Origin of the sequence: Shewanella pneumatophori, from assembly GCF_023283895.1 — a bacterium.
Taxonomy (GTDB): domain Bacteria; phylum Pseudomonadota; class Gammaproteobacteria; order Enterobacterales; family Shewanellaceae; genus Shewanella; species Shewanella pneumatophori.
Genome location: NZ_JAKILB010000001.1, coordinates 473071 through 490756, shown reverse-complemented (window position 1 = coordinate 490756; position 17686 = coordinate 473071). Strand labels below are relative to the sequence as shown.

Sequence of the window (17686 nt, the reverse complement as noted above, 5' to 3'; positions counted from 1 at the left end):
GAGAATCATCCATGAAAAAAATACTTAATAATCAGGTCGTCAATAAATTCGGCTTTGTACTTTTACTGTTTGTGTTACTTCAGATCCCTTTGACTATGGTAACTGATTTAATCTCAGAGCGTTCTTATCGGTTAGAAGAAGTGCGAAGCGAAATTGCACGTAGTAGTACCGGTGAACAAAGGATCATTGGACCTTTTATTACTGTTAATTTTACTGAAGTTGTTAATCATGAGGGCAAGAGCTACTTTAGCGAGCATCGTAAGTATATTTTACCGGAGGTTTTTAATTTTGATGCAGATCTTGAAAGCTATGCCAAGTACCGGGGGATCTACCAAGCGCGTCTTTATAAAGCAGATAGTCATTTAACAGGCTCGTTTGATTTAAATCGAATTACAGCGATCGCACCTGAAAAGATTAACAGTATTTCCATGGTGGTTGGGGTTGCTGATAGTCGAGGCCTTATCAAGCTCAATAAAATGCAACTTGATGGCAAAACTATTGAAGTTCAGCCTGGCACTGGGCTTAACCAATTTGCGCAAGGGTTTCATACTAATCTTGATCTAGCGCAGTTATTAGCGATTAGTGATAATAAAGAGGCGAAAACCTCATTGCAGCTATTAAAATTTGATTTTAGCTTTTTATTGCAAGGTATGGAGTCGATTCAAATCAGCCCTATTGGTAAAGAGTCAAACATCTCGATGGCTTCTGCATGGCCGCATCCAAGTTTTACAGGTGATTTTTTACCTATTTCGTCGGACATTTCTGATAACGGCTTTAACGCACAATGGGTTAGTAATAATTTTTCTTCAAATATCAGTCAACTTTTCGAGCATTGCATGGTAGATAAAGCGGCTTGCGCTGAGTTAGAGCGTCGGCAAATGGGCGTTGATTTAATTGAACCAGTTGACCATTACCTTAAATCACATCGTGCTGTTAATTATTCATTGTTAGTGATTACATTGGTGTTTGCCAGCTTCTTCCTGCTCGAACTGTTCCAAGCTCGGCCAATGCACCCGGTACAATACGGTTTTGTTGGTTTAGCTTTAGCACTATTTTATTTATTACTCATCTCACTGAGCGAGCACACAGGCTTTAATTGGGCTTACATTATGTCGGCTATTGCTTCAACACTATTGTTGAGTATTTATGTGGGTGGCATGTTGGCTAACGCTAAGCATGGAAGGCTTTTTGGTTTGTGCTTGATGGGTCTCTATGGTTTGTTGTTTGGACTATTACAAGCTGAAAGTTATGCGTTACTGATGGGTAGTTTATTATGTTTTGCGATTTTGAGCTTATTAATGGTAATGACGAGAAATGTTGACTGGTATGCAAAAAGTAACGAACACGTGGATGTAGTTGCGGATGTAGCTAAAGATACTCCAGTAGGGCTTGAGAATGAAAGTCAATAAGGTGCAGCTTGCTAAATCGAATGCTAAGCAGCTCTCGAAAGGAGGGGCTTACTTTAGGTTTTGCTTAGAAAAAGCAGTAATCAGCTTCAGTCTTTTACTAGTTCTTATATTTATCGCTGCTTTTGTTCGCGACACATTTATTAGGCCGATAGTCGGAGATGTATTGGTTGTTGTGTGGTTATATTATTTACTGGCGAGCTTTTTAAAGCTTAGTATTCGAGCGTTAGTTGTTATGACGCTTTCAATAGCCTTTAGTGTTGAGTTTGCCCAGTACTTTAATGTGCCTAGTTTACTTGGTATCGAGCCTGCGACCGTCATAGGAACCATTTTAGGGGCAACATTTGATTGGCTAGATTTAATCGCTTACATAACTGGGGGAGTGTTATGTGTGGCTATTGAGTCGTTATTAAATCGGCGAGTTGCGGCCCAAACGGGGCAGTAATAATTTAAAATAGCAATGCCAATACTAATATCAATACCAGTGCCATAAAAGATAAAACCTAGTCAATGTTGGCTAGGTTTATCTATTAATACTTGTGCAATTTAGCAGAGCTGTGTTCTACTCATCGCTGTAGTCGTTTCCATAATAACTGGCTAACAATACTTGCTTAAGCTCGGCGATCAGTGGATAACGTGGATTTGCACCGGTACATTGGTCGTCAAAAGCGTCTTCGGCTAATTCGTCGAGTTTTGCGAGGAAATCGGCTTCGTTAACTCCTGCTGCTTGGATTGAGCATGGAATGCCAATCGTCTCCTTGAGCTCATCAATTTTTTTAATGAGCGCTTCGACTTTTTCTTCATCACTAATGCCTTCGCCTGTGGCGTGTTCCAGTTTTAAGTATTCTGCAATCTTTGCGTAACGGCAAAGTGCTTTCGGTCTATCATATTGGCTAAATGCTGCTTGTTTGGTTGGCATGTCTGTAGCATTAAAGCGAATGACATTGCTGATCAGTAATGCATTTGCTAAACCATGGGCTAAATGGAACTCCGCCCCAAGTTTATGCGCCATAGAGTGACAAATACCTAAGAACGCATTGGCAAAGGCTATTCCCGCAATGGTGGCACCGTTATGCACTTTTTCACGGGCAACCGGCGCATTAGCACCATGGGTGTATGCATCTGGCAAATGCTTAAATAATAAGTCTAGTGCCTGCAATGCTTGGCCATCGCTATATTCATTTGCCATTACACTGACATACGCCTCTAACGCATGGGTAATGGCATCGATACCACCAAAAGCGGTAAGTGACTTTGGGATATCCATGACAAGATTTGGGTCAACAATCGCCATATTAGGCGTTAGCTCGTAATCGGCAATTGGGTATTTCATCCCTGTTTGCTCATCAGTTACTACGGCAAAGGGAGTGACTTCAGAACCCGTACCTGAAGTTGTGGGGATGGCTACCATCTTGGCTTTGCGCCCAAGTTTTGGGAACTTATAAATTCGTTTAGTGATATCCATAAAGCGCAGTGCTAAGTCGGCAAAATCAACGTCCGGATGCTCGTACATTACCCAAATGATTTTAGCCGCATCCATTGGTGAACCACCACCGAGGGCAATAATCACATCAGGCTGGAAGCTTTGGGCTACTTTGGCGCCTTGCTTAACAATCTGCATGGTTGGGTCGGCTTCTACGTCATAGAAGATTTCAGTTTCAAGGCCTAAGCCTTTGAGGATTTTGATAGTTTCATCGCAGTAGCCGTTGTTGAACAAGTATTTGTCGGTAACGATTAACGCCCGCTTCTTATCGCTAAGCTCTTCTAATGCGATTGGCAAACTACCACGGCGGAAATAAATAGAAGAGGGGAGTTTGTGCCACAACATATTTTCAGCCCTTTTAGCGACCATCTTTTTGTTTAATAAATGACTTGGTCCAACATTTTCTGAAATTGAGTTGCCGCCCCAAGAGCCGCAGCCTAGAGTGAGCGATGGCGCCAGTTTAAAATTATAAAGATCGCCAATACCGCCTTGGGATGCAGGGGTATTGATTAAAATTCTGGCGGTTTTCATCCTAAAGCCAAACGCGTTAATACGCTCGTTTTGGGTATCTTGATCGGTATAAAGCCCTGATGTGTGGCCTATGCCGCCTAATTTCACCAGTGCATCGGCTTTGTTCAGTGCATCTTCAAAGTTTGCTGCGCGGTACATGGCGAGTAGCGGCGATAATTTTTCGTGAGCAAAGGCCTCAGCGTTATCAATATCTGTGACTTCACCTATTAATACCTTAGTTGACTTATGCACTTGAATTCCAGCCATTTCAGCGATTTTAGCAGCACTTTGGCCGACGATGTCTGCATTTAGTCCGCCATTCTTTAGAATAACCGATTGCATAGCTTGGGTTTCAGCAGGGCTTAAAAGATAGCCGCCGTGACTGGCAAAACGCTGCTTAACTTCGTCATAAACCGAATCAATAACAACCACAGCCTGCTCTGAAGCGCAGACTACGCCATTATCGAATGTCTTCGACATCAAAATTGAACTGACAGCGCGCTTAATATCTGCCGTTTCATCAATGACTATCGGCGTGTTTCCAGCACCGACACCAATTGCTGGTTTACCTGATGAATAGGCGGCTTTGACCATGCCGGGGCCACCTGTTGCTAATATGAGGTTAATGTCCTCATGGGTCATTAACTGATTAGATAGCGCAACGGATGGCTCATCAATCCAGCCAATAATATCTTTAGGGGCACCGGCTGCAATAGCGGCTTCTAACACGATTCGAGCGGCTGTGGTGGTTGATTGCTTAGCCCGTGGATGAGGCGAGAAAATAATTCCGTTGCGGGTTTTAAGGCTGATAAGTGCTTTAAATATTGCGGTTGAGGTTGGGTTTGTCGTTGGCACTATGCCACAGATAATACCGACAGGTTCGGCGATAGTGATAGTTCCGAATGTGGGATCTTCAGATAAGATGCCACAGGTTTTTTCGTCTTTGTATTTATTGTAAATATACTCAGATGCAAAATGATTTTTAATGACCTTATCTTCAATTACGCCCATTTGGGTTTCATTTGCAGCCATTTTGGCGAGTGAGATCCGCGCGTCAGCCGCAGCAAGCGCGGCAGCTCGAAAGATTTTATCGACTTCTTGCTGAGAGTAGTTAGCAAATATCTGTTGCGCGGTTTTTACTCGTTCAACTAATAGATTGAGTTGTTGCTCATTGGTTATTGTCATAGTCGCAATCCTGAAAAAATTTAGCCAAAGCTAATTTGGCTAAACATTCTCTGGTGCTCTAAAATTCTACCTATGAAGAAAAATTACACGTAATAGCGCCTTTAATCTGTGATGAAAAGCCCATTTTGCCTGCTTTTTGTAATTTTATAACCATAATGGCGACAAGATGTTGTGATTTAAAGACAGTGATTGAATTGTAAATTGATAACTATTATTCAAAGTTGTGATTTAGGATAGAAAATCTCATTTTTGGTTTTAAGAGTCATGAGTTAGAGTAGCGCCACATTTTTTATGAACACATAACGCCTTGGGCGCGTTGAGGGTAAGACGTTGGATTTAACACTCTACGTTAAATTTTTTCTTGGCTTAATTGCGATAATTAATCCATTTGGATTGTTACCGGTTTTTGTGAGCTTAACCAGCCACCAAACCGAAGCTGAGCGTAACCATACCGGCAAAGTCGCTAACTTTGCTGTGGTGGTGATTTTGCTAGTGACGATATTTGCAGGCCAACATATCTTAAATATGTTTAGCATTTCGCTATCGGCATTTAGGATCGCGGGCGGTACCTTGATTGCAATTATCGCGATGTCGATGTTGCAAGGTAAACTTGGTGAAGTAAAGCGTAACAAAGAGGAAGACCGTGAAGCATCCGGTATGGAATCTGTTGCGGTTGTGCCATTAGCTTTGCCGTTAATGGCAGGCCCAGGTGCAATTAGTTCAGTTATCGTATCGGCTGCTGAGCACAACAGTCTAGAAAACCTTATTGGTATGTCTATCACTGTGATTCTATTTGGCTTACTTAGTTTTACTCTGTTTAGAATGGCGCCAATTATCTTTAAAATCCTCGGTAACACAGGAATTAACGTTATTACCCGTCTAATGGGTCTATTAATGCTATCTATCGGTATCGAAGTTATTGCCGCTGGTGTGAAAGGATTTTTTCCAGGCTGATAAGACATAGCTGTAAAATGATAAAGGCACTCATTGAGTGCCTTTTTGCTATTTACGTGAAACTACCACATTAATTTGATTCACTAAAACTCACTACTAAGCTCCATCATTGACCCCGATTTTGCGCTAAATAGGTGTTGATGCAACTTAGCGGCAAACTCATCTGTCATGCCGGAAATATAGTCAGCAATAACGCGGTGGCTGTTACCTTGTTTAGCCTCTGTTGCTAGCCAACGCTCTTGAGTATTGAGTGGCAGGAGTCGCTCAGGATCAGAAATAAAAGCTTCAAATAGCTCCATGACAATCTGTTGGCCTTTGTATTCCAGCATTTGGATCTCTGGTTTGCGGATCACATACTTAAACACAAACTGCTTTAACACGCTAAGCGCATGGTCAAAAGCAGGTTCTAATGCTGCGTTGTATTTAAGAAGAGGTTCTTCAAAGCCATCGACTTGCTGAATAGATATTGCGGTGACGAAGCCGTTAACTAAAGTGCCAATAGCATCTTTACGTTCATGATGTTTAACCGAGAACAATCGCTGGCTTATGGTAGCAAACTCATGTTTTATCCACTCGTCGTTGGTATCAGCTAGGGCCAGAGTAACATCACTGCGCCACTGTGATTCATTTACTATCCCCATTACTATGGCATCTTCTAAATCGTGTACAGCGTAAGCGATATCGTCAGCTAGCTCCATAATTGAGCAATCTAACGATTTAAAACGAGTACGCTTATGTTTGCTGTTGTTTGGGGCATAACTGGATAGAAATAGCGCTTTATCTGATTGAGACAAAGGCTCAAGCACCCAGTCAAGTATGGCTAAATCATCATCGAAAATACCTTTAACTGGCGTCCAGTCAGCGGGTTTTAATTGCCTGAACTTTTCAACTTTGGTGTGTTTGTCCGTACTACAAAGTTGGCTGTACGGCGCAGGGTACTTTAAGATCCCAAGTAAAGTTCGCCGACATAGGTTCATACCAAAATGTTCAGTGTAGGGCTCTAAACCGGTAAGTATTCGAAACGTTTGCCCATTGCCTTCAAATCCGCCGTGTTCACGCATCATGTAATTGAGTGCCACTTCACCGCCATGGCCAAATGGCGGGTGGCCGATATCATGCGCCAGACACAGAGATTCAATCAGGCTCATTGAGTCGAGCAGTGGATCATATTGTGGCTGTTTTTGTTTAAGCTGCGCGCAAATACCTGTGCCAATTTGTGATACTTCTAAAGAGTGGGTGAGGCGGGTGCGATAAAAATCATTCATGCCTACGCCTAGCACTTGCGTTTTAGCCTGTAATCGACGAAAAGCAGCCGAGTGCAGAATACGAGCACGGTCGCGCTGAAACGGGCTGCGGTGATCATTACGTCTTTGCTTGTCTTCGCCTAAGCGTCGCTCATTCCATACTGGATCTGTCATGCAGTTTCCTCAAGGCATTAAAGCAATTTATTGATATCGTCTAAATCTAGGGTAAAGCTGGGAATAAAGTGTTCAATAAAATAGCTGACCGCTGGGTTTGTATCGCCTTTAAGGCGTTGTTCTAGACGTTTTTGAGCCGTGCTGAACTCGCTATTGCCAGCACGTTTTTCTTCTAAACATTTAAGGTATGCACAAAGCGTGTCTGCTGATTTTACTAACGCTTTGTATTCCGGGTCCGCGTGTTCACTGGTTAACAGTGCTTGGTAATCTTGTTTAAATTCATCGGGCACCATTTCCAGCAAACGCTGCTCGGCGATGGCTTCAATCTTTTTGTATTCGGCTTCGATTTCTTTATTGAAGTACTTTACTGGAGTGGGGAGATCACCTGTTAAAATTTCACTGGCGTCATGAAATATGGCAATGGTTGCCGCTTGGTATGGGTCGTAGTTGCCATCAAATATTTTGTTGCTAATAATTGCCAGTGAGTGCGCGACCATAGCGACTTGCAAGGAGTGTTCTTGTACATTTTCAGTTCTTACATTATACATGAGTGGCCAGCGTTGAATTAATTTCATTCTAGCTAAGTGGGCAAATAAATGACTCATAATCTTCCTTTAATCTAGCACTGACGATGACTCCTTGAGACTAGCATAGTTAATATATAAAAAAACGACCCTAAGGTCGTTTTTAATTGTTAAACATTGATAAATAGATTAATTATCTTTTAGCAAGGTTTTGTAAGGCTACAGTTATTGCTTGTAGTTACCTAAGAAGTCACCAAATTCTGATAGTGCTTTGGTTAACTCTTCTTTGTATGGTAGGAATACTACCCGTACATGATCCGGCTCTGGATAGTTAAAGGCTGAGCCTTGAACTAAGAGGATCTTACGGTCTTTTAGTAAATCCAGAACTAAACGCTCATCATCTCGAAGGTTAAATTTCTTTTGATCAAGTTTAGCAAACGCATATAACGCGCCTTTTGGTGTTTTGACGCTAACGCCAGGGATCGAGTTAAGCATATCCACACAAGCATCACGCTGAACGCGTAAACGGCCGCCTGGCTGAACTAATTCTTGAATGCTCTGATAACCACCTAAAGCTGTTTGAATTGCGTGCTGACTTGGTACGTTTGCACACAGGCGCATAGAGGCCAGCATATCTAAGCCTTCAACGTAGCTTTTAGCTGCTTTCTTGTTACCAGTAAGCATCATCCAACCTACACGGAAGCCTGCTGCGCGATACACTTTTGACAGACCATTAAAGGTAACGGTTAAGATATCGTCAGATAAGCTAGCAGCAGGAATATGTACTGCTTCATCGTATAAAATCTTGTCGTAGATCTCATCGGCAAATAAAATCATATCGTTTTGACGACATAGCTCAATTACTTCCAAGATCAATTCTTTTGAATAGACTGCGCCAGTAGGGTTATTTGGGTTAATTAACACAATACCGCGGGTTCTTGGGGTGATTTTGCTCTTGATATCTTCAAGATCTGGGAACCAGTCAGACTCTTCATCACAGCGGTAATGCTGTGCTTTACCCCCTGATAGATGCACAGCTGCTGTCCAAAGTGGATAATCTGGCGAAGGCACTAAAATTTCATCGCCGCTGTTTAGTAGGCCTTGCATAGCCATTACAATCAGCTCAGATACACCATTACCTATGTAGATATCCTCGATATCAACACCGAAAATACCTTGAGATTGATAGTGCTGTACAATCGCTTTACGAGCAGAGAATAGGCCTTTAGATTCACAGTAGCCTTGCGCACTTGGTAGATTCAAGATCACATCACGTACGATCTCTTCTGGGGCCTCAAATCCAAATGGGGCAGGGTTGCCTATGTTCAGCTTTAGAATACGGTGACCTTCGTCTTCTAGTCGACGGGCTTCTTTATGCACCGGACCGCGAATGTCATAACACACAGAATCTAGTTTATTGGATTTGATAATTGGGCGCATCTACACCTCGAAAATGCTTCTATAAATATGAGCCAAATACTTATTTGGCTTAGTTGCTGGCACAATAGCTAAAATCAAACAACAAATAAAGGATTAAATGCCTAATTTGATGGGTTAAAAAAGAATATGATCTTATTTGCTGGCTTTAATACTTAATCGAAAAGTGTTTTATGCTGTTTTGGCGGTTTTTTGCAGTGTGAGTGGTGGCAAAGTTACAACAAGCCGCAATATAAAGCCTAATTTAGCATTTTAAAAATATCGCCTTAGCTGGTATTAAATGGCTAAATTATAGACATGAATTTTAAATGCAAAAAAGCCAGCAAATGCTGGCTTTTAATAAGCGTGGTTAAGATTAAACGCGCTTTTTGAACTCGTTAGTACGAGTGTCAATTTCAATCATGTCGCCAGTCTTAACGAAATCAGCAACACTTAATGTACCGCCACCAGTGATAGTCGCTGGCTTCATTACTTTACCTGAAGTATCGCCACGAGCTGAAGGCTCAGTGTAAGTTACTTCACGTACTACTGAAGTTGGTAGTTCAACAGAGATTGCTTTACCTTCGTAGAAAGTTACTTGGCAGTTCTCTTCCATACCGTCAACGATGTATGCTGCAGCATCACCTAGGTTTTCAGCTTCAACGTCGTACTGGTTGTATTCAGCATCCATGAATACATACATAGGATCAGCAAAGTAAGAGTAAGTACAGTCTAGACGCTCTAGAATGATATCTTCCATCTTGTCTTCACCTTTGAAGGTGCTTTCAGTAGTAGAATCTTGTAGAACGTGCTTAAGCTTTAATTTAACGATAGCAGCGTTACGGCCAGAACGAGTTGTTTCAGTTTTTTGAACAACCCATGGGCTGCCATCTAACATGATCACGTTACCAGGACGGAGTTCATGAGCAGTTTTCATTATACTATTTCCTATTTTAGGTTTTTCTATTTAAACGTAGTATCTTAGCTATTTTTGACGAATTGAACTAGTCGAGAAACAAGATCTACATCATTTATCGCGTCAATTGGCCATTGAGCTGCATGTTGCAACAACGGCAAATTGGCTAAATTAATTTGTTGCCAGTGCTGGGTCGCTTGTGTGTCTTGTTCTTGGTTAAAGGCAAGATTGAGCGCTTTCCAGCTTTTAGCTAATTCTGGCGGCAGATTATTACAGTAAAGCTGCATAAAGGCATCTAATTTTATTAGATGATAGTCATCTTCTTGCACATAAATGTGCCAAATGAACGGTTTTGCAGCCCATTGGGCACGTAAGAACGAATCTTCACCGCGCACAATATTAAAATCACAGCTCCAAAGTAGCTTATCGTAGCTCTCTTGATCTGTCATTGGCAAAATGTGGATGATTAAGTTACCGAGTTTTATCTGTTCACCGCTTGTTAACTGGTCTACCTGCGTTGGCAAGATTGAACGTAAACTATTCAGGCTTCTACCTTTTGGGATGAGCGCATGAGTTGTTTGTTCACTTTGCTGCCAATGTTGACATAGGGCTAACAGGGCAGAGGACTCATAGCTAAACACACTAATGACGTTATCTTGAACCTCTATGCCCTTAAGACCTAATTGTGCAAACAATGCCATTTTATTTTGTGGATCGTTTTGCCATTCTTCGCGCTGCTTTAGTAAAGCACCTTCACAAAGCAGACCACCGGTTTTATCTGTAAAACCAGGGAAATAAAAGTGCTTCTTTAATCCGCTTGGTTGCATAGAGGGTAAACCATGGCAGCCTTCGACCCAAGACTCAGCACTGAGGTACTCAAGGTTAATCCACACTGGCGGCTTTTGTTTACTGCTATCTGCTTTGTAATCACTATGCAGTTTTAACAGTACAGTTTTGACTTCATCTGGCAGTTCGCAGGCAAATGCTTCAATCAAAACAGCACCTGGCTGATAGGTCAGAGCTAAAGGCACTGTCCATTGATTGATGGTGATCCCGTAATGAACTTGGGTGGTAAGTTGTGGATCGAGCTGGGGTAAGATATGCGAAAAGCTATTTAAGTCATCGACCCAAAGTGTAATATCAATTTGTTTTTCATTAGCTAATTGCTTAGCTAGGCGCCAAGTGACACCGATATCACCATAGTTATCGACAACAGCACAAAAAATGTCCCAATGCTCAGTAGACGAACCACTTACCATGCTATAACACTCACCGTGCGACTCTTAGTCCAAGAGTCGAATTAAACTGACACGCTAACAGCGCGGACAAAAAAGCGGCATATTAATATGCCGCTTTTACTATCAAAAAATACTAAAGTAAAAATACCTTAGCGAGTTTTGTTAGTCTTCTAGCTCTGCTAAACACATCTCTTCGTAGATCTGTTTAACCCAAGCGTCAACGCGCTCTTCAGTTAGTTCTGGTTGACGATCTTCATCGATACCTAAACCAACAAAGTGGTTTTCATCTGCTAGGCCTTTTGATTCTTCAAAATCGTAACCTGCAGTTGGCCAGTGACCAATTACAACAGCGCCACGCGCTTCAACGATTTCGTTAACCATGCCCATAGCGTCAAGGAAGTACTCTGCGTAATCTTCCTGATCACCACAACCAAAGATTGCGACTAATTTATCTTCAAAATCAATTTGCTCAAGTTCTGGGAAGAAATCGTCCCAATCACATTGCGCTTCACCGTAATACCAAGTTGGAATGCCGAAAATCAACAGATCGTAATCTGCGATTTGTTCCTTGGTACTTTTGGCAATATCTTTTACCTCAACCATTTGCTTGCCCAGTTTTTTCTGGATCATTTTGGCGACGGCTTCGGTGTTGCCTGTATCAGACCCGAAAAAAAGACCTACAGTTGCCATTGTTGTTCCTTTAATATCTAGTTAACTATTAATGGTGCACGTATATAAAAAGTGGGTTAGTTACTAACCTGCTTTTGTAGTATAGATTCGATTAGTTGGCTGCGGCTGATATTACTGGCCACAGCTTGTTCATTCAAGGCGTCATACAAATCTTGTGACACCTTTAACTCTATTCGCTTTAATCCGTTAGCTCGGTCACGCTGAATCTGGTTTCTTTTATTAATTTTGAGCTGTTGGTCGCGCGGCAACGGATTGCTGCGAGGCCTACCACGTCGCTTTTCTGTTGCAAACAGATCAATGGTGGTTCTATCTGATGTTTCTTTTGCCATTGAATTCGTATTTACCCGATACCTGAGCCTTCCCAGGTCATCTGTATAATCCCTTTTGCAATAAACCCGGCACAGCCGAGAAATAACACTAGCCAAACGATGTAACGCCCAAACTTTGGCACTTTACCTTGCTTGAGTACATCTTGAATGGCCATACCGATAAAAAAGAAAATGGCTGCAAAAAACAGGTTTAAGCCGAGTGCTTCAATCTGTTCCATATATTGCATTAGCATTTGCCATTCCTTTCTAGGCCAAAAAAGTTGCGCGAATATACCATATAAGTTTTCGAGCGGCTATAAGCTTTACATGTTTCTCTCGCGAAAATTACCATACTAGCTAGTGATGAAATCTTTAACTATACGATTAAAAATGTTGGCTTTTTGAGCATGTAGCCAGTGACCGGTGCCAGCAATCGTTTTGGCTTTTACATTTGGGAATTGGCTCATAATCGCTTGGCGGTGTTCGGCTGTAATGTAATCAGAATCTCCGCCGCGGACAAATAGGCAAGGGCCTTCATAGACAGCGCCAAACTCTGGCCAGGCAATAATATCTGGATAACTGCTTTTAAGTCCCGAAAGATTCATTTTCCACGCAAAACCAGTAGCTGTTCTAGTTAATGATTTTAATAAAAACTGTGCGGTGCCATCATCAATGCTGGATGCCTGCATATGAGTTAAGGCCTGTCGGCGATCGGTAAGTTCATTAACTGGCATGCTTTCTAATGCAGCAAATACTGCGTCATGACGGCTTTGGTAGCTAACTGGGGCAATATCGGCAACCACTAACTTATTAACCCATTGCGGGTAGTTAAGTGCAGTTGCCATTGCGATCTTACCGCCCATAGAGTGTCCAACAAGCGTCACGTTGTTACATCCATGCTTACTACAAAGCTGCCCGATAAAGTCAGCCATGTTGTCAGCTAGGGTTTGATAATTCATTGCGCTGATATGTGGACTTGCACCATGATTGGGTACATCAACACGCACCACTGTATAGTCGGTTTCCAACTCTTTACCAAGTGCTTTTAAATTATCGAGATCGCCAAAAAGACCGTGAATGAGAATAACAACGGGTCCTTGGCCACTGGTGGTGTAATGCATTTTCTGGCTGCCTTGGTAACGTAAATTTGGCGCAGATTGTGCCTTGGTTAGCTAAGAAAACCAACTATTAGCCATAAAATCACCACAAGAGGAGAAAATATCGGCAAAGATCGCTTGTTAAATGAGTTCTTTTTCAGTTGGATCGCAGTTTTCATTTAATGGCGCTTTATCAAGGCACTAAACCTCGCTACACTGGGCGAATAATTCGGGATCGTTTGCGATCGATCGCATTAAAACAACGCTATTCCGCTTTTTTACTTAAGGAAGACTACCATTATGAAATATATCGAAGTTGATGAAGAGCTTTATCGACACATCGCCAGTAAAACAGAACAAATTGGCGAGAGCGCTTCGGATATTTTGCGCCGTATATTGGGACTACAAGTTGAATCTGTGGTTGAAGATGCTCCTGAAGAGATCAGTCATCCAAGCCTTGAACAAACTCCTAAGGTTGAAAAGGTAGTTAAAAAGCCTGTCGCAGCAGTAAAAGCGGTCTCTGACTTTAATCAGTTAATTGACGCAGAGCTACTAGCGAATCAGAAAGGTGCAGTAGGGCGCTTCTTATTTATTCTAGATACTGTGTATTTAGCATCGCCTAAGCAATTTGAGCAGGTATTACAGATCCAAGGGCGTGACCGCTTATATTTCGCGACTTCAAAGGAAGCGTTATTAAAAGCCAGTAAGTCTGCTAACCCGAAAGAGATTGGTCAAAGTGGATTTTGGGTTACTACCAATAATAACACTGCAAAAAAGCGCACTATTTTGTCAGAAGTGTTAATGCAGTTTGGTACTGATGAAGTGCAGATAAGTGAGATCGCAGCTAAAATTTAACGGTTAATTGTAAATTCTGAATCGTTAAAGGCCATTAACTCAAGGTTTGCTCAATATCGGCAAACCTTTGTCGGCTTTAAGGCAGACATAAATTATTAATATAAAAGCTGTAAGCTGAAACTATAAAAGGTTCAGTGTTTATTACAACGCCATAAAGGAGAACGTACTTGGCTACACATAAGAGAGCAGGATTGATTGCTGAGCAAAAGGATTTGGTCAATATCCCAAAACTCGTTAGCCTATATTACCGCTTACAACCCAATGTAGAAGATGTGACACAACAGGTCACCTTTGGTACATCTGGCCATCGTGGTAGTGCCGTAAATAGTAGCTTCAATGAAGCACACATCGTCGCAATTGCCCAAGCTGTCGCTGATTACCGCATACAAGCGAATATCACTGGTCAGCTAATTCTAGGTATCGATACCCACGCATTATCTCAGCCTGCTGCTATTTCAGTTATTGAGGTATTGGTGGCAAATGGCGTAAATGTCGTGATTCATAAGAATGACGGTTACACGCCTACACCGGTCGTTTCTCATGCGATTATTTGCGCCAATAAAAGTCCATCAGGTCAGGCTTTAGTTGATGGTTTGATTGTTACTCCATCGCATAATCCGCCTCAAGACGGTGGGATTAAATACAATCCGCCCCATGGTGGCCCAGCGGAAGGTGAGATCACCAATTGGATCCAAGATAAAGCTAATGAATATCTTGCAAGTAATCTCACCGGCGTTAAGCAGGTGAGTTACCAAGATGCGTTAGCAAGTGAATTGCTGACAGAAAAAGATTTAATTACACCCTATGTAGAAGATCTTGCCAATGTCATCGATATGCAGGCTATTGCAGATTCCAAGATAAAGTTAGGTATTGATCCACTAGGTGGTTCAGGTATTGACTACTGGCAACCGATTGCTGCGCATTACGGCATTGACCTTACGGTTGTCAACCAAAGTGTCGACCCTAGCTTTGCGTTCATGCCGCTTGATAAAGACGGTAAAATCCGTATGGATTGTTCGTCTCCATATGCTATGGCTGGTTTATTAAAACATAAAGATAATTTTGATTTATGTTTAGGTAATGATCCTGACTTCGACCGCCACGGTATTGTTTGCCCTGGCAGTGGCTTGATGAATCCTAACCATTTTCTTGCAGTTGCAATTGATTACCTTGTTACCCATCGCCCTATGTGGACCGCCGAGATGGTGATTGGTAAAACACTGGTCTCAAGCGCGATGATTGATAAAGTTTGTGCGCTGCACAATAAACAAATGGCTGAGGTGCCAGTAGGCTTTAAATGGTTTGTTGACGGTCTAGGTAATAGCGAGTTTGCGTTTGGTGGTGAAGAAAGCGCTGGTGCTGCATTTTTAAGAAAAGATGGTAGTACTTGGTGTACAGATAAAGATGGTTTTATTCTTTGTTTGTTAGCGGCTGAGATCTTAGCTGTTACCGGCAAAACGCCACAACAGCGATATGATGAGCTTGAAGCGCAGTTCGGCAAAAGTTATTACCAGCGGATTGATAGCCCTGTAAGCCTAGAAGATAAAGCTAAGTTTTCAAAAATCGATGCTAATGCAATTACTGCTGATACCCTTGCAGGAGATAGTATTTTACAAAAGCTAACTCATGCGCCGGGTAATAACGCAGCGATAGGCGGCATTAAAATGGTTACTGACAACGGCTGGTTTGCGGCTCGTCCGTCAGGTACCGAAGCTTTATTTAAGCTGTATGCTGAAAGCTTTGTCAGTGAAGCACATTTGGCGACCTTACTTAAAGAAGCGCAAGCGATTGTGGCTGATGCATTAAAGTAATGTGAATTTTTAGAACGAAAAAGGCACCTTAGGGTGCCTTTTTATTGGTCGCGCTATGCTTAGTAGCTTATATGGCAGCTTGGAAGGTTATTTTTAGCCAAATAATCTTGATGGTAGTCTTCAGCTTGATGAAACTGCTGGCAAGGAACGATTTCGGTCACTATGGCTCGGCTTCCCCATTTTTGGCTTTTAATTAGCCCAAGCTTTGACGCTTCAGCTTGCTGCTTTTGAGTTTTATCGTGGAAAAATATAGTACTACGATATTGGCTACCAATATCGCCACCTTGTTGATTTAAGGTGGTGGGATTATGATTTTGCCAAAAAATAGCTAATAAATCGTCAAAAGATACAATGGCTGGATCGAACTCAACCTGCACAACTTCAGCATGTCCCGTGATGCCTTGTTTGACATCTAGGTAGCGGGTAAATTGATCTTTTCCGCCCATATAGCCACAAGTGCAATCACGTACACCGTTAACTTTACGGAAAAAATACTCTACTCCCCAAAAACACCCTGCGCCAAATGTTGCTAATGCCATTGCTGTTCTCCTTAAAACCAAAACTACATAGTTAACTGTTAGCTAGTGTTATCAGTTACTAAATTTAGCCGTTTGGATGGCTAGATGGCTTTATCTTGTTTTATTTTGACGACCATTGCAAGCTTAAATTGGTTTACCTGAATAATTGTTAAACAAAGCTTGGTAAATCCTTAGCAGAATTGGTGAGCAATTATGCTACTATTCCAGGCAGAATTAGTGACTGTCGCCAACGAGATAGCTAGTGTTTACTGGATCTTGCGTGACGTTAAGCTGACAAACCAATAATAAGGAGTAGTTTGTGTTTCACGAATTGAAACAGTCTAAGGACTTTTTAGCGCTGACTCTGGCACACCCTCAACACATAGCAGAGTCCTTTGAGTTTACACTTGATAATCAAATTCATGTTCAGGTTTGGGATACAGGTGTAATAGTATTTGAACCACTCAATGTGGAGCACACTAAGGATATTGTCCTTTCTTGTGCGGTTCACGGTAATGAAACAGCTCCCATTGAGCTGTGTAATGAGTTAATGACTCAGTTACTCAGTGAAGACATCGCCTTAACCGAGCGAGTGCTGTTTTTAATTGGTAACCCTGCCGCAATTCACAATGGCACCCGCTTTATTGAAGAAAACCTGAATCGACTATTTAATGGGGCGCACTCAGCAGGAGAAGGATTGGTTAACGCTGAGCGAGTAAGGGCTAAGAATTTAGAGCAATATGTTGATAAGTTCTTTATGTCGCAAGAGGGTGAACGTCAACGAATTCATTATGATTTACATACTGCAATTCGAGGTTCAAAGCATGAGAAATTTGCTATTTATCCCTACCGTGGGCAACGTAAATATAGCCGCCAACAGATCATGTTTCTCGAGTCTTGCGGTGTAAACACCATCTTATTTCACCACGAACCAACTACTACCTTTAGTTATTTTTCTTCTCAAAATTATCAAGCCGACGCATTTACCATTGAACTGGGTAAAGTTTTCCCTATGGGGCAAAACGATATGACTCGCTTTATCGCAATGAAAGAGATGCTGACTTTGCTGCTTAGCGGCAAAGATCTGCAACTGCCGAAATTCGATTTAAAACGTCTTAACCTTTACCAAGTATGCCGTTCGGTGAATAAACGTTTCGATGATTTTGAATTTACTTTCGCTAACGATGTCGAAAATTTCACAGCCTTCCCACAAGGGTATATTTTAGCTAAAGAGGGCGGACAAGAGGTAAAAATTGAACATGAGTTTGAAGCCATTGTGTTCCCCAATGCCAAAGTGCCCGTTGGGCAACGCACTGTGCTTATGCTAAAGGCTGCAGACGATAGCAATATCGATTAG

The 17686-nt window shown here is 41.9% G+C and carries 17 protein-coding genes; 6 read left to right on the top strand and 11 right to left on the bottom strand.

Annotation, left to right across the window (positions count from 1 at the left end; genetic code table 11):
- The first annotated feature begins 11 nt into the window (after positions 1-11).
- Both creD and L2740_RS02145 read left to right on the top strand, forming a co-directional pair.
- The gene (gene creD / locus L2740_RS02150; protein ID WP_248948352.1) at positions 12-1409 is read left to right on the top strand and encodes a cell envelope integrity protein CreD; all 1398 of its coding nucleotides are present in this window, start codon (positions 12-14) and stop codon (positions 1407-1409) included.
- A complete protein-coding gene (locus L2740_RS02145) occupies positions 1396-1851 on the top strand; it encodes a ribosomal maturation YjgA family protein (protein ID WP_248948350.1) in 456 nt (151 codons plus the stop codon). Before creD ends, L2740_RS02145 begins: the two co-directional genes overlap by 14 nt.
- Positions 1852-1968: 117 nt before the next feature.
- Here L2740_RS02145 and adhE read toward each other — a convergent pair whose 3' ends face one another.
- A complete protein-coding gene (gene adhE, locus L2740_RS02140) occupies positions 1969-4584 on the bottom strand; it encodes a bifunctional acetaldehyde-CoA/alcohol dehydrogenase (RefSeq protein WP_248948348.1) in 2616 nt (871 codons plus the stop codon).
- 330 nt (positions 4585-4914) lie between these two features.
- Between adhE and L2740_RS02135 the strand changes: the two genes are divergently transcribed.
- A complete protein-coding gene (locus tag L2740_RS02135) occupies positions 4915-5538 on the top strand; it encodes a YchE family NAAT transporter (RefSeq protein ID WP_248471694.1) in 624 nt (207 codons plus the stop codon).
- 83 nt (positions 5539-5621) lie between these two features.
- On the opposite strand, the gene L2740_RS02130 is transcribed toward L2740_RS02135, so the two are convergent.
- From L2740_RS02130 to L2740_RS02090, 9 genes are all read right to left on the bottom strand, one after another.
- On the bottom strand, positions 5622-6956 hold the full coding sequence (locus L2740_RS02130; RefSeq protein WP_248948346.1) for an anti-phage deoxyguanosine triphosphatase: 1335 nt from the start codon (positions 6954-6956) through the stop codon (positions 5622-5624).
- 17 nt (positions 6957-6973) lie between these two features.
- Complete coding sequence (yfbR, locus tag L2740_RS02125) at positions 6974-7561, bottom strand: 5'-deoxynucleotidase (RefSeq protein ID WP_248948344.1); 588 nt, start codon at positions 7559-7561, stop codon at positions 6974-6976.
- A gap of 144 nt (positions 7562-7705) precedes the next feature.
- Positions 7706-8920: a pyridoxal phosphate-dependent aminotransferase gene (locus L2740_RS02120; protein WP_248948342.1), complete on the bottom strand. Its 1215-nt coding sequence runs from the start codon at positions 8918-8920 to the stop codon at positions 7706-7708.
- Positions 8921-9272: 352 nt separating this feature from the next.
- Positions 9273-9833 carry an elongation factor P gene (efp, locus tag L2740_RS02115; protein ID WP_220781648.1) on the bottom strand — a complete coding sequence of 187 codons (561 nt, stop codon included), beginning with the start codon at positions 9831-9833 and terminating at the stop codon, positions 9273-9275.
- A gap of 44 nt (positions 9834-9877) precedes the next feature.
- Complete coding sequence (earP, locus tag L2740_RS02110; protein WP_248948341.1) at positions 9878-11071, bottom strand: elongation factor P maturation arginine rhamnosyltransferase EarP; 1194 nt, start codon at positions 11069-11071, stop codon at positions 9878-9880.
- Positions 11072-11212: 141 nt separating this feature from the next.
- Positions 11213-11740 carry a flavodoxin FldA gene (fldA, locus tag L2740_RS02105; RefSeq protein ID WP_248471689.1) on the bottom strand — a complete coding sequence of 176 codons (528 nt, stop codon included), beginning with the start codon at positions 11738-11740 and terminating at the stop codon, positions 11213-11215.
- Positions 11741-11796: 56 nt separating this feature from the next.
- Complete coding sequence (gene ybfE / locus L2740_RS02100; RefSeq protein ID WP_248471688.1) at positions 11797-12069, bottom strand: LexA regulated protein; 273 nt, start codon at positions 12067-12069, stop codon at positions 11797-11799.
- An 11-nt stretch (positions 12070-12080) separates the two neighbouring features.
- A complete protein-coding gene (locus L2740_RS02095) occupies positions 12081-12302 on the bottom strand; it encodes a DUF2788 domain-containing protein (protein ID WP_028768924.1) in 222 nt (73 codons plus the stop codon).
- A 99-nt stretch (positions 12303-12401) separates the two neighbouring features.
- A complete protein-coding gene (locus tag L2740_RS02090) occupies positions 12402-13169 on the bottom strand; it encodes an alpha/beta fold hydrolase (RefSeq protein WP_248948340.1) in 768 nt (255 codons plus the stop codon).
- A gap of 276 nt (positions 13170-13445) precedes the next feature.
- Between L2740_RS02090 and seqA the strand changes: the two genes are divergently transcribed.
- Together seqA and pgm are read left to right on the top strand one after the other, a co-directional pair.
- Complete coding sequence (seqA, locus tag L2740_RS02085) at positions 13446-14000, top strand: replication initiation negative regulator SeqA (RefSeq protein ID WP_248471686.1); 555 nt, start codon at positions 13446-13448, stop codon at positions 13998-14000.
- Between the two features lie 167 nt (positions 14001-14167).
- Positions 14168-15811, top strand: coding sequence for a phosphoglucomutase (alpha-D-glucose-1,6-bisphosphate-dependent) (gene pgm / locus L2740_RS02080; protein ID WP_248948339.1), 1644 nt, complete (start codon positions 14168-14170; stop codon positions 15809-15811).
- A 59-nt stretch (positions 15812-15870) separates the two neighbouring features.
- Here the strand turns inward: pgm and msrA are convergent, their stop codons facing one another.
- Complete coding sequence (msrA, locus tag L2740_RS02075) at positions 15871-16350, bottom strand: peptide-methionine (S)-S-oxide reductase MsrA (protein WP_248948337.1); 480 nt, start codon at positions 16348-16350, stop codon at positions 15871-15873.
- A 298-nt stretch (positions 16351-16648) separates the two neighbouring features.
- On the opposite strand from msrA, the gene astE reads away from it, so the two are divergent.
- Positions 16649-17686, top strand: a complete 1038-nt coding sequence (astE, locus tag L2740_RS02070) for a succinylglutamate desuccinylase (protein WP_248948336.1) — start codon at positions 16649-16651, stop codon at positions 17684-17686.